The sequence below is a fragment of the Stenotrophomonas maltophilia group sp. LNF247 genome (assembly GCF_054083135.1).
Genome location: NZ_JBSRQL010000018.1, coordinates 1 through 12,841 on the forward strand (window position 1 = coordinate 1; position 12,841 = coordinate 12,841).

11 protein-coding genes are annotated in these 12,841 nt (G+C 68.4%); 3 read left to right on the top strand and 8 right to left on the bottom strand.

Annotated features, from left to right (window positions below; translation table 11 throughout):
- Positions 1-66 precede the first annotated feature (66 nt).
- The 4 genes from ACTXG9_RS16095 to msrB all read right to left on the bottom strand — a co-directional run bounded on the left by ACTXG9_RS16095 (position 67) and on the right by msrB (position 4,854).
- Positions 67-1,515, bottom strand: coding sequence for an aminotransferase-like domain-containing protein (locus ACTXG9_RS16095; protein WP_111097715.1), 1,449 nt, complete (start codon positions 1,513-1,515; stop codon positions 67-69).
- A 242-nt stretch (positions 1,516-1,757) separates the two neighbouring features.
- The gene (gene msrA, locus ACTXG9_RS16100) at positions 1,758-2,495 is read right to left on the bottom strand and encodes a peptide-methionine (S)-S-oxide reductase MsrA (protein WP_188250021.1); all 738 of its coding nucleotides are present in this window, start codon (positions 2,493-2,495) and stop codon (positions 1,758-1,760) included.
- 14 nt (positions 2,496-2,509) lie between these two features.
- Positions 2,510-4,279, bottom strand: coding sequence for a cytochrome c biogenesis protein DipZ (locus ACTXG9_RS16105; RefSeq protein WP_197575642.1), 1,770 nt, complete (start codon positions 4,277-4,279; stop codon positions 2,510-2,512).
- A gap of 2 nt (positions 4,280-4,281) precedes the next feature.
- Positions 4,282-4,854: a peptide-methionine (R)-S-oxide reductase MsrB gene (msrB, locus tag ACTXG9_RS16110; protein WP_111097713.1), complete on the bottom strand. Its 573-nt coding sequence runs from the start codon at positions 4,852-4,854 to the stop codon at positions 4,282-4,284.
- Positions 4,855-4,998: 144 nt separating this feature from the next.
- On the opposite strand from msrB, the gene ACTXG9_RS16115 reads away from it, so the two are divergent.
- Both ACTXG9_RS16115 and ACTXG9_RS16120 read left to right on the top strand, forming a co-directional pair.
- Positions 4,999-5,718, top strand: coding sequence for a response regulator transcription factor (locus tag ACTXG9_RS16115; protein WP_005407947.1), 720 nt, complete (start codon positions 4,999-5,001; stop codon positions 5,716-5,718).
- Positions 5,715-7,184 carry a sensor histidine kinase gene (locus ACTXG9_RS16120; RefSeq protein WP_329842753.1) on the top strand — a complete coding sequence of 490 codons (1,470 nt, stop codon included), beginning with the start codon at positions 5,715-5,717 and terminating at the stop codon, positions 7,182-7,184. The genes ACTXG9_RS16115 and ACTXG9_RS16120 overlap by 4 nt, the downstream gene beginning before the upstream one ends.
- On the opposite strand, the gene ACTXG9_RS16125 is transcribed toward ACTXG9_RS16120, so the two are convergent.
- Together ACTXG9_RS16125 and ACTXG9_RS16130 are read right to left on the bottom strand one after the other, a co-directional pair.
- The gene (locus ACTXG9_RS16125; protein WP_111102060.1) at positions 7,181-8,527 is read right to left on the bottom strand and encodes an ATP-binding protein; all 1,347 of its coding nucleotides are present in this window, start codon (positions 8,525-8,527) and stop codon (positions 7,181-7,183) included. The two genes, ACTXG9_RS16120 and ACTXG9_RS16125, sit on opposite strands and share 4 nt — an antisense overlap.
- Positions 8,524-9,213, bottom strand: coding sequence for a winged helix-turn-helix domain-containing protein (locus ACTXG9_RS16130; RefSeq protein ID WP_456115494.1), 690 nt, complete (start codon positions 9,211-9,213; stop codon positions 8,524-8,526). Before ACTXG9_RS16130 ends, ACTXG9_RS16125 begins: the two co-directional genes overlap by 4 nt.
- 347 nt (positions 9,214-9,560) lie before the next feature.
- Here ACTXG9_RS16130 and asnB point away from each other — a divergent pair, with 347 nt between their 5' ends.
- Positions 9,561-11,462 (top strand): asparagine synthase (glutamine-hydrolyzing), encoded by a 1,902-nt coding sequence (gene asnB, locus ACTXG9_RS16135; RefSeq protein WP_188250025.1) that lies wholly within the window; start codon positions 9,561-9,563, stop codon positions 11,460-11,462.
- A 432-nt stretch (positions 11,463-11,894) separates the two neighbouring features.
- Here asnB and ACTXG9_RS16140 read toward each other — a convergent pair whose 3' ends face one another.
- Complete coding sequence (locus ACTXG9_RS16140; protein ID WP_019660945.1) at positions 11,895-12,242, bottom strand: phasin family protein; 348 nt, start codon at positions 12,240-12,242, stop codon at positions 11,895-11,897.
- 118 nt (positions 12,243-12,360) lie between these two features.
- Positions 12,361-12,723 carry a 6-carboxytetrahydropterin synthase QueD gene (gene queD / locus ACTXG9_RS16145; RefSeq protein WP_005407953.1) on the bottom strand — a complete coding sequence of 121 codons (363 nt, stop codon included), beginning with the start codon at positions 12,721-12,723 and terminating at the stop codon, positions 12,361-12,363.
- Positions 12,724-12,841: the final 118 nt, after the last annotated feature.

A 12,841-nucleotide genomic window follows, 5' to 3' on the forward strand; every position in this document is an offset into this window, starting at 1 on the left:
CGCGTGTACACCCCGGCGCTGGCCACGATGAATCACGTCCATGCAGTTGCCGGCCAGCGGCCGGCACTACCGTGCTGCAGCCGCCAGCTCCCGCGCAATCGCACCCAGCCGCTCCACCGCACCGATGAAGCGCGCATCCAGGCTCTGGCAGCACGACAGCCGCAGGCAGTGGCGGTAGCGTGCGCCGCGCGAGTACACCTGGCCCGGCATGAACACGATGTCCTCCAGCAGCGCTCGCTCGAACAGCTCGCGCGTGTCCACGCCCGGCAGTTCCAGCCACAGCAGGAAGCCGCCCTGCGGTTCGGTGGCGCGGGTGCCGGCCGGGAAGTGTTCGGCCACCAGCTGGCGCAGCCGCCCGACCTGTTCGCGGTACAGGCGGCGCATGCGGTGCAGATGGTGCTCGTAGCTGCCTGCTTCCAGATACGCGGCCACCGCATCGCCGAGCAGCTGCGGCTCGCCGCCGGTGGACTGGAACTTCAGCAGTGCGATGCGCTCTGCGAAGCGGCCGCCATCCAGCCAGCCGATGCGGTAATCCGGCGCCAGTGTCTTTGAGAAGCCACCGACCACCATCACCCAGCCATCGCGATCGAAGGCTTTCAGCAAGGGTGCCGGCGGTTCGCAGAACTGCAGCTCGGCGTACACCGCATCCTCGATCAGCGGCAGCTGCCGTGCGTTGACCAGTTCGGCCAGGTGTTGTTTGGCGGCGGTCGGCATGGTGCAGCCGAGCGGGTTGTGCACGGTCGGCATCACCACCAGTGCGGCCAGCGGCCTGTGCTCCAGCAGCGCATCCAGTGCATCCACGTCCAGTCCGTGCTGCGGGTGGGTGGGCAACTCGATGGCCTGCAGGCCGAGGTTGGCCAGCAACGGATACAGGTTGAAGTAGGACGGCGCCTCGATGCCCACCGCGTCACCGGGCTGGGTGACCGCGCGCAACGCCAGCTGCAGGGCTTCCATCGCACCATGGGTCAGCAGGAGTCGCTCGGCGTGGGTGTGCAGTCCCATGCGCGGACTGCGGCGCACGATCTGTGCCAGCAGCCGGGGGGAGCCGTTGGGTCTCGCATAGGTCTCCACCGTCTGCTGGCCGTGGCGCAGCACCTGCGCGGTATGCCGGGCCAGCTGCGCGCCGGGATAGAACTGGCGACCACGTGGGCCGGCGAAGGCCAGATCGACCACACCCGGGCGGCGCTGTGCTTCCAGTACCCGGGCCATCAGGACCTGCTGCAGCGGCGCGGTGGGCGCGGATGGGGTGTCGCGCAGCGAACGCTCCGGCACCGACAGCCGCGGCGCAACTTCGAAGCCCGCCTTCGGCCGCGGAATCACCAGTCCGGCATCTTCCAGCTGGCGATAGGCGGCAATCACCGTGTTCAGGCTGAGCCTGCGCTGCAGGGCCATCTGCCGCAGCGAAGGCAGGCGGCTGCCGACCGGAAGGCGGCCACCATGAATGGCTTCGGCCAACTCATCCGACAGCCGTTGATAGCGGGGGGGAATCATCGAGGCCTGGTCATCTGTATCCATCGAATATCCCGCCATCTGGTGCTGTACCCATGATGATGGCGAGCCTAGCATGTCGTTGTCGGCCGGGCCTGATCGGGGCACGGCCGATACTTCCCAAACGCACGGCTGGATGGCCGTGCGTCTTTTTTTGTGTGTAGAGCCGAGCCCATGCTCGGCTGCACTTCCGCCAACAGCAGCCGAGCGTGGGCTCGGCTCTACAGAGAGCACCGCCGAGCGTCGGTCAGGCCAAGGGGGAATGCCGGCTACCGCATCGGCACCAGCGCCGCCTCGCGCCGGTACAGCGCCGGGAACTGCTTGCCCAGCGCCGCAAGCTTCGGTGCGTCGTAGTAGCGGATGTAGGCGGCCTGCGGGTAGTTCGCCATGTAGTTCTGGTGGTAGCTTTCGGCCGGGTAGAAGCGCTGGCCGCTGACCAGCTGGGTGACGATCGGTGCGCGGTAGCTGCCGGCCTGGCCGAGCTGGGCGATGTAGGCGCGGCTGGCTGCCTGCTGGCGGGCGTCATCGGTGAAGATTGCCGATCGATACTGGCTGCCGTGGTCCGGCCCCTGGCGGTTGAACTGGGTCGGGTCGTGTGCCACCGAGAAGAACACCTGCATCAACTGCCCGTAGCTGACCTGGCGCGGGTCGTAGTCGATCTTCACTGCTTCGGCGTGGCCGGTCTGGCCGCTGCTGACCCGCTCGTAACGCGCGTCGGCGGCGCTGCCGCCGATGTAGCCGGACACCGCATTGCTCACGCCCTTGACGTGCTGGAACACGCCCTGCACGCCCCAGAAGCAACCGCCGGCGAACACCACGCTGGCGTGGGTCGCGTCATCGCGGAACGCCGCATCGCCCGTAGGTGCCGGTACTGCCTGGGTCTGCGCGCTGGCTTCGACCGGCGCCGCAGCCGCGCCGTGGTCGACCAGCAGCACACCGGCGATCAATGCGGTGGCCACCAGTCCGGCGACACCGGCGGCGATGCCCTGTTCAAAGGAGAGTTTCATCATGTCCTCCCGTTTCAACCAAAAGTGAAGGCATAGGCCTGCACGCCCGCATCGAGGAATTCGATCTCGAAGCGGTGCGGACCGACCGTGCCGCGCTGGCGCACCAGCTGGTACAGGCGGTGCTCGTCGACCACGCCACTGCCATCGGCATCGACATCGCTGCCGGCATCGGCGGAGGGCAGCGGCTTGCCGTCCAGCCAGACGCGAAAGCGCACCGGCGTGCCGTCGCGGGTCGGTGCCAGCACCAGGTGCAGGTCGCGCGCATGGAACTGGAAGGCAATGCGGCCACCGGCCCGCTGCAGCTCTGCGGCCTCGTCGGTAATGGTCCAGTGGCCGGACAGTCCCCACTGGTTCAACGCCAGGGTGGTCGGCAGCGTGTAGTCGAACGCGCTGTCGCTGCGCTGTCCGCCGGGTGAGGCGAACTGCTCGGCACGGGCGTGGCCGAGGTAGGTTTCCGGCGAGCGCAGGTTGCCCATGTCGGCCTGCACGGCCACGCCCTTCAGGTCGGCGGCAGCGGGATCGGCCGGTGGCGGCAGGTTCGTCTGCCCGGCTTCGGCCAGCAGGCGACGGATCACCTGTTCCGAGCGCGCGTAGTTGCCTTCGCCGAACTGGTGGCCGCGGATGTTGCCCTGCGCATCGACGAAGTACTGCGCCGGCCAGTAGCGGTTGTTGAACGCGCGCCAGATCGTGTACTGGTTGTCGAGCGCCACCGGGTACTCGACCTTCAGCTGCTGCACCGCCTTCATCACGTTGCGTGGGTCACGCTCGAAGGCGAACTCCGGCGTGTGCACGCCGACCACCACCAGGCCGTGGTCACGGTAGCGGCGTTCCCATTCGTGCACGAACGGCATCGCGCGCAGGCAGTTGATGCAGGAGTACGTCCAGAAATCGACCAGTACCACCTTGCCGCGCAGCTGCTGGGCCGTCAGCGGTGGGCTGTTGAGCCAGCCGGTGGCGCCGTCCAGCGCGGGCAGGGTGCCTTCCACCGGTAGCGGTGCATCGGCTGCGGCGTTGGCACCGGCCATCATCATCATCGGCGGTGCCGCCGGCTGCGCACCGGGTACCGCATCCAGCAGGCCCTGCTCGATGCGTGCGGTGCTGACCGTCGAAAGACGGGTGAGCAGGCCGGTATCCCAGCCCAGACCAATCGCCACCACCGCCAGCAGCGCGGCTACGCCCAGCACCTTGCGCAGTACGTCGCCCAGCCCAAGCCGCGCCTGCAGCGCGCGGAACACGCGGCCACCTACCCATACCGCCAGCGCCAGCGCGCTGATCGCACCCAGCGCATACGCCAGCAGCAGCGCACTGGTACCGGCACTGGCGCCATGCAGGGCGGCACCGGTCAGCACCAGGCCGAGGATCGGCCCCGCGCAGGGCGCCCACAGCAGGCCGGTGGCGACGCCGATCAGCAGCGAGGTCCACGCGCCGCCGTGCCCCGCGGCATCCGCCGCATCGGCACGCGCGCTCAGCCGTGCGCCGACGCGCTGGAATGGCGCCAGCAGATGGTCGGCCAGTCGCGGCCACAACAGTGCCAGCGCGAACAGCGCCATCAGCAGCAGGGCGACCCAGCGTCCGACCTGGTTGGCCTGCGCCACCCATTGGCTGCCCACCGCAGCCAGGCTGGCGACCACGGTGAAGGTGAGCGCCATGCCCAGCAGCAACGGCAGCGTGCTGCGCAGGAAGGGGCGGTCGGCACGCGCGAACACGAACGGCAGCACCGGCAGGATGCACGGGCTGAGCAGGGTCAGCGCGCCGCCGAGGTAGGCAAGCAGCAACAGCAGCATCGTCAGGCTCCGGAAGCAGGGGAAGAACCGACCGGCACCCGCCAGCCGTCGGCGGTACCGTCCGTGGCGCCGGGAACGAACACCATCGCCGCACCGTTCATGCAGTAGCGCAGCCCCGTCGGGCGCGGGCCGTCGTTGAACACGTGTCCAAGGTGGCCACCACAGCGGCGGCAGTGCACCTCTACCCGCAGCATCCCGAAGGTCACGTCGCGGTCTTCGCCGATGGCGTTGTGCAGCGGTGCCCAGAAGCTGGGCCAGCCGGTGCCGCTCTCGAACTTGGTGGAGGAGGAGAACAGCGGCAGTGCACAGCCGGCGCAGGCGAAGGTGCCTTGCCGGTGTTCCTTGTTGAGCGGGCTGCTCCAGGGGCGTTCGGTGCCCTGCTGGCGCAGCACCGCGTACTGCGCCGGGGTCAACCGCTGGCGCCATTGCGCATCGCTGTGCATGACCTCGAACTGTCGCGGCGGGCGCGCTTCAGCGGCCGCCGGGGCGGCGCGGCTGCAGGCCCCCAGACCGAGCAGGCCGGCAGCGGTGGCAACACCACCCAGGCCCAGCAGATGGCGGCGGGACAGGGACATGGCGGACTCCGGGAAGGGGCGACGGGGCCATGCTGCGCCCGCCCGGGTCAACGAATCCTCACGCAGGATTCAATTTTTCGTGAGGTATCGGCGGCCGCCCCGCGCCACAATGCTGCCAGCCTCCCCACTGGCCCCGAGCTGCCGATGTCGACCAAACGCGTGCTGATCGTTGAAGACGATGCCCACATCGCCGACCTGCTGCGCATGCACCTGGGCGATGAGGGCTACGACGTGGCCCATGCCGCCAGCGGCGATGCCGGCCTGCGCCTGCTGGAGCAGGAAGGTCCGTGGGATGCATTGGTGCTGGACGTGATGCTGCCCGGCGTGGATGGCCTGCAGGTCTGCCAGCGTGCACGCGCGATGGCGCGCTATGTGCCGATCATCATCATCAGCGCGCGCGGCAGCGAAACCCAGCGCATCGTCGGCCTGGAACTGGGCGCGGACGATTATCTGGCAAAGCCCTTCTCGATGCCGGAACTGGTAGCGCGGGTGCGCGCATTGCTGCGCCGCGCCGAAGCGATGGCGCAGAGCGCACGCATCGATGCCGGCGCGATCGAACTGGGCGGCCTGCAGCTGGATCCGGTCGCGCGCACCGCCTCGGTGGATGGCAACGCGCTGGAGCTGACCCCGCGCGAGTTCGACCTGCTGCTGTTCTTCGCCCGTCATCCGGACCAGGTGTTCGCGCGCATGGAACTGCTCAACCAGGTCTGGGGCTACCAGCACGATGGCTACGAACACACGGTCAACACCCATATCAATCGCCTGCGCAGCAAGATCGAGCCGGACCCGGCCAACCCACGGCGGTTGCTGACGGTGTGGGGCCGCGGCTACAAGCTGGTCGATCCGGCCGGGGCGGCGGCATGATCAAGCCGAACCTGTGGCAGAAGCTGGCGGTGGTGACCGCTGCGCTGATGCTGGCGTGCTGCATGGCGCTGCTTGCACTGCAGATGCGGGCCAACACCCGCCACGAGCAGGAGGTGGTACAGCGGCTGTCGCTGGGCCTGGCCGAGCACATTGCCCAGCGCAGCGAGCTGATGGATACCAGCGGCATGCGCGATGCCGCCGTGCGCGCGCTGTTCGGCCAGCTGATGGCGGTCAACCCCAGCGTCGAGGTCTACCTGCTGGACGACCAGGGCCGCATCCTTGGCCACGATGCGCCGAGTGGGCACCTGGTGCGCACCCGGGTGGACGTGGCGCCGCTGCGCCGTCTGCTGGCGGGAGCACCGTTGCCGATCCTCGGTGATGATCCGCGCAGCGCCGATGGCCGCAAGGTGTTCAGTGCCGCACCGTTGATCGTGCAGGGCCGCCAGGCCGGCTATGTGTACGTGGTGCTGGTGGGCGAGCACCGGCAGATGCTGGCCGACGACCTCGCCGCCGGCAGCCAGTGGAACACCACGCTGTGGTCGGTGGCACTCGTTGGTGGCCTCGGCCTGCTGGCCGGGCTGGTGGCCTTCTACTGGGTGACACGCCCGCTGCGGCGGCTGACCCGGCGCATCCAGGCCTTCGACATCGATGCACCCACGCCACTGCCGCCGGCGGAGCCGCTGCACCCGGGTGAGCGCGATGAACTGGTGATCCTCGAACATGCGCATGCGCAGATGGCGCAACGGTTGGGCGAGCAGTGGCAGCAGCTGCGCCAGCAGGATCTGCAGCGCCGCGAGCTGGTCGCCAACATCTCGCATGACCTGCGTACGCCGTTGTCGTCGCTGCATGGCTACCTGGAAACACTGGCGTTGAAGGACGCCACGCTGTCGCCGGACGAGCGGCGCCGTTATCTCGGCATCGCGCTGGCACAGAGTGCCAAGGTCGGCCGGCTGGCACGCGCGCTGTTCGAGCTGGCGCGGCTGGAACATGGCGAAGTGCGCCTGGAGTGGGAAGTGTTCGCGCTGCCGGAACTGCTGCAGGATGTGCTGCAGAAATTCGAGCTGGCGGCGCAGGCGCGCAACCAGCACCTGCACGCCGAGTTCCCGCCCGGCCTGCCGCTGGTGCGTGCCGATCTGGGCCTGGTCGAGCGGGTGCTGACCAACCTGCTCGACAACGCGCTGCGGCATGCACCCGATGGTGGGCAGATCGAGGTGCGCCTGCGCGCAACCGATGACAGCGTGGAGGTGAGCGTGGCCGATGATGGCCCCGGGGTGGCGCCAGCGCTGCGCACCCACCTGTTCCAGGCACCGGCCGCGCTCGGCGCTCGGCGTGGCGACAACGGCGGGCTGGGCCTGCTGATCGTGCAGCGCATCGTGCAGCTGCATGGGCGCAGGATCGAACTGCGTGACAGCGCGAGCGGCGCGTTGTTCGTGTTTGCCCTGCCACGCGCCGAACCGGCGGCCTAGCAGGCCGGTTCGCCCGTCACCGCACCGCCGCTTTCCAGCGGCAGTTTCAGGCGGATGCACGCACCTCCCAGTTCGGAGTCGGTCACTTCAACGTGGCCGCCGTGCTTGTCGGCGACCACCTGCACCAGCGCCAGGCCGAGGCCGAAGCCCGGGCTGCCCGGGTCCAGCCGCACGTAGGGTTGCAGTACCTGGCCGCGCAGTTCGGGTGCGATGCCGGGGCCGTCGTCCTCCACCTGCAGGCACAGCCAGCCGTCATTGACGGTGCTGGCAATACGGATCTGCCGGCGCGCGTAACGCAGTGCATTGCCGAGCAGGTTGCGCAGTGCCAGCTCCAGCATGTGCCGGTTGACGTTGACCAGGCCCACCGGCGACAGCGCCTGCTGCACCGGCACCGGCAGCGGCGCGAACTGGGCGACCACGCCGCGCACCAGCGCCGCCAGCTGCAGGCGCTGGCGGGTCAGCTGATGGCAGCGACCCAGTGCGGCGTACTCGACGCCGGCGTCGGTCAGGTGCTGCAGCCGATCCACATCGGTGCGCAGGCCGCCCAGCGCATCGCGCTGCACGTCGTCGAGTGCGCTGTCTTCCAGCTCGGCCAGGCCGAAACGCATCCGTGCCAACGGCGTGCGGACTTCGTGCGCCACCGCCTGCGCGAGCACCCGCTGGCTTTCCAGCAGTTGCTGCAGCTGCTCGGCCATGTGGTTGAAGGCATTGGCCAGCGGCCGCACCAGTGCGGTGCCGGCGCGCGGCGCACGCGTGTCCAGCTGGCCGTCGCGCATCCGCCGCGCCGCCTGGGCCAGCTGCGAGACGTCGCGCCACAGCCGGTAGACCATCACGTACATCGGCAGTGCCACCGCCACCATCAGGATCAGCAGCAGGATCGCCACGCCGGAGACTTCGCTGTCCTGCCAGCTTTCGTCAGGCAGCGCTTCGTCCAGCGGCCCCAGCATCAGCGCGTAGCCGCTGTCACCGATGCGCTGCAGGCTGCGCATGTGCTCCAGGTCGATCTGCACCCGGCCGTTGTTGAATGGCGGTCGCTGGCTGGACTGCAGCGCCTTCACCGCCTCGGCCAAAGGAACCAGGCGTAGGGCATAGGCGAAATCAGCGTCGAGTTCGCGGGCCAGCGCCGGCCACTGTTCACGCGGGGTTTCGGCGAAGCGATGCTGCAGCAGCGCGTGCGTGCCGCGCATCTCGGCCTGCAGGCCGGCTTCGGTGCGGTCTTCCAGCAGGGCATCCCAGGCCCACAGGCCCAGCACGATCAGCAACAGATGGGCGAGCAGGAAGCCGATGCCGTAGCGCAGGAAATGGAAGGCGTGGCCGCGCATCGCCGACGGCGTGCGCGTCATCCCCATGCCGAGCGGCTGAACAGGTAGCCGCGGCCGCGAACGGTCTTGATCCGTTCTGGCTGCTCCGGGTTGTCGCCCAGCTTGCGGCGCAGGCGCGAGATGCGGGCATCGATCGAGCGGTCCAGGCCGTCGAAGGCGATCCCGCGCAGTCCGCGCAGCAGCGCATCGCGGTCCAGGATCTGGCCGGCGTTGCTGGCCAGCAGGAACAGCAGGTCGAACTCGGCCGTGGTGAGCTCCAGCAGGCCGCCCTCCAGGTGTACGTTGCGGGTGGAAGGGTCGATGTTCAGCTCGCCGAAGCGCAGGCTGCCGTCACGTGGCTCGACCCGGCGGTGGCGGCGCAGGTGGGCACGCAGCCGGGCCAGCAGCACCCTCGGTTCGATCGGTTTGCCGATGTAATCGTCGGCCCCCAGTTCCAGGCCCAGCACCTGGTCGATGTTGTCGGTGCGGGCGGTCAGCACGCAGATGATGCCGTCATAGTGGGGCCGGATCTGCCGACACACTTCGAAACCATCCTGGTCGGGCAGGCCGACATCGAGCAGGACCAGCGCCGGCTTTTCCGCCAGGATCCGGGCCACTGCCCGCTCGCCGCTGCGTTCATGGGCGACCTGGTAGCCATGCCGCTGCAGGTAGTCACTGACCATCGTTCCCAGGCGGGCATCGTCTTCGACCAGTACGATATCCAGCATTTCCAAGGCCTCCGTGGACGCAAACGTACCGCCACGGCACGAGCGCGGCGATGCTATCCCAGCCTGCGGGCCGCCCGGGTCCAGCGGGTGGGCGCCATTCAGCCGGGGTTGCTGGCGCTGGGGCCGCACTCCAGGCCTGGCAACAGCTTGGCGTTGAGCATAGCCTGAGGTTGTTACAAAGCGTTACCTTCGTGATACGTCTGGTGACCATCGCTGACAGCAACGCGACTGACGCGGGGCCGTCAGGGCGCAGAGCATGGAGTCTCCTCCGCTCCGCGTGCCGTTCCCATGTCGCCCGTCCTCTACCTGCTGAACCCGTCCCGCCGCTGCCGCTGCAGAGGTGCCCGATGAGTGGCGTGGTCGGGGCCTGGCTGCCACCTGCCGAGGACGAACACCTGCTGCAGCGCCTGGCACCGATGCTGCGCGCCCTGCAGCAGCGCGGCCGGGGCCGCATTGGCTACTGGACCGACGCCGGGGCCGGCCTGGCACTGGGCCACTGCCGGGCGCCCACCGATACGCCGTTACAGCCGCTGAGCTCGGACTGCGGTCGCTACGTGCTGTGCCTGGACGGCCGCCTGTACAACCGCAGTGACCTGCAGGCGCAGCTGCGCGACCTGCCACGCAGTTGCAGCGATGCGCGGCTGCTGCTGCAGGCGATCGTCGAATGGGGCGTGGAGCGGGCGCTGTCGCGCATCGAGGGCGCGTTCGGTTTCAGTGTGTGGGACCGGGAGGCGCGCGAACTGTGGCTGGCCCGCGACCGGGTCGGCGAGCGGCCGCTGTACTACGGTTGGTACCAGGGCCAGTTCTTGTTTGCCTCGGAGTTGAAGGCGCTCCAGGCCTTCGCCGGATTTGCCCCTGGCATCGACCAGGATGCGCTGAGCCTGCTGTTGCGCCATGACTATGTGCCGGCACCACACACCATCTACCGCGGTATCCACAAGCTGGTGGCCGGCGCGATGCTGCGCATCGATCTGAATGACCATGCGGCTGGCGGTTCCAGCCAGGCCACACAGGGCGGCTCACGCTACTGGTGTGCACGCGATGCGATGCAGAGCGCGCTGCAGGAACCACTGCAGCCGGCACCCAGCCTGGAGCAGGCCACCGACCAGCTGGAAGCGGTACTGCAGAAGGCCATTGCCGCACGCATGCACTCGCCGCTGGCCTGCGGCGCGTTCCTGTCCGGAGGCACCGATTCCTCATTGGTAACCGCAATGATGCAGGCGCAGTCGACTCTGCCGATCGAAGCCTGGACGGTCGGTTTCGACGATCCCGGCCATGATGAGAGCGACTGGGCCTCGCAGGTCGCGCGTCACCTGGGCGTGCAGCATCACCTGCACCGCATGGACGCGCGCCAGGGCCTGGACCTGCTGCAGCGCCTGCCGCAGGTCTGGTGCGAGCCGTTCGCCGATGCCTCGCAGCTGCCGACCCTGCTCGCCAGCGAACTGCTGGGCGCTCGCAAGCCGGTCGCACTGACCGGTGATGGCGGCGATGAACTGTTCTTCGGTCACCCCAGCTACGGCCGCGCGCTGCGCAATGCACGCCTGTGCGGCGGCCTGCCGGACTGGGTGCGTGACCTGGCACGGCGCAGCGGCAACCGGATGAACGTGGAGCGAGGCCGCCTCGGCGGCTGGCGTGCGCTGGTGGCGGAAGTCGCCGCCAACGACGTGGAAGGCCACTACCTGCAGCGCGTGACGCGCTGGCGGCAGCCGGCGCAGGTGGTGCTGGGTGCACGCGAGCCGATGACGATCTTCCAGCAGCAGGACACCGCGCTGCCGGCCGAGGCGCGCATCCAGCTGCTGGATTTCCGCATGGACCTGGCCGAGGGCATCCTTGCCAAGGTTGATCGCGCGGGCATGGCGGCGGGCGTTGAAACCCGTGCGCCATTGCTGGACATGGAGGTGGTGCGCCTGGCCTGGCGCCTGCCGCAGCACCTGAAGTACCACGATGGCGAACACAAACTCATTCTGAAGAATCTGTTGGCACGCTACCTGCCCGAGCCGCTGGTGTACCGTCCCAAGCGTGGCTTTGGCCCGCCCATGGCGCGCTGGCTGGCCGGTCCGTTGCGCGATTGGGCGGAGGCGCTGCTGGACCCGCAGCTGCTTCGCAACCAGGGCTGCTTCGATGCGGCACGCGTGCGCGGCATCTGGGAAGCGTTCCTGCGCGGCGAGCGCAAGTGGCACACGCACCTGTGGAACGTGCTGATGTTCCAGGCGTGGCACCAGCATTGGCATGGTGGTCGCGGGCGCTGAGGTTCCTTCGCGGGTTGTCCTGCGCGGCGCAGGGCGGAGGCCCTTGCGTACGAATGTCCTCCGGCGCCGGCCGTTGGCCGTCACCTCCCCCTTTACTTCGTACGCAAGGGCCTCCGCCCTGCGTTCGGAGTTCGTCGGCGCCTCGTTGAAAGGCGCCACGAGCGCTGCGCTTTACCTGCCGTAAGCCGAGTCTCGTCGGGGCGGGCGGGGGGCTGGGCAAAGTAAAGGAGGAGGTGGCGGCCAACGGCCGGCGCCGGGACATTTGCCCAGGCCCCTGCCTGTCCCTGCGGGGCCCCTCAGTTCGCAGAGACATCGGACGAAGACGCACTCCGGAATCCGGACGCCAGGCAAAAAAAGACCCGGCAGAGGGAGGGATCTGCCGGGTCCGGATTGCATGGGGGGAGGGACCCACGCAATGAGCGTTGCGTCGCGTCAGTGGTTGCTCGCGTCCGCCGTTGATTCGTTGTAACCCTGCACCAGTTCGGACCACGCCTTGCTGGCCACCAGGCCGAGACCGACCACGTCCTGCTGGGCCTGGCCCAGCCGCTGCAGGTTGTCCTGCCACAGCTGTGCGCCCTTGTTGAGCATCCCGGCCGCGTCGTCGCTGCGGGCCAGTTCGCCCAGCCAGCCGCCGGTCGCGGTCAGGTTGCGCTCCATCACCTTCAACTGCACGCCGAACATGCTTTCCGCGTTCTCCAACGCCAATCGGTTTGCGCGCGTTGCGGCGGCGGCGAACTGGCGGGTGGCATCACTGAAGCGATCGCTGAAGGCGGCGGCCATGGGGGGCATCAGGGAGTGGCTTGATGCATTGCAGCATACGCCGTTGATGCGGCAATGCAACAAAAATAACAAAGGCGCTCAGGGCGCCTTTGAAAATCCTTTCAGATCAATGAGTTGATCAGGCCGTCGGGCCGCGGTAGCGACAGCCGGAGGTGCAGGTTTCGTGCACGGTGATCTCGCTCAGCGCCGGCAGGCTGGGCTTGAGTTCGTTCCAGATCCACACCGCCAGGTTCTCGCTGGTCGGGTTCTCCAGGCCGGGGATGTCGTTGAGGTAGTGATGGTCCAGGCGGTCATAGATCGGCTGGAAAGCCGCCTTCACGTCGCCGAAGTCCATGATCCAGCCGGTCTGCGCACCCGGCTCGCCCTCGACCTTCAGTTCCACCCGGAACGAGTGGCCGTGCAGGCGCGCGCACTTGTGCCCCGGCGGCACGTTGGGGAGGCGGTGCGCCGCCTCGAGCATGAAGACTTTGAAGATTTCCATGGCGCGATTGTACGCCGCAGGTGGCCGGCCATCCTGAGCGATTGTTGGACTTTAGTGAGGTAATTCTTTCCATCCGGATGAAGAGATGATAGTTTCTCTTATATCCGTATGAAGAGAT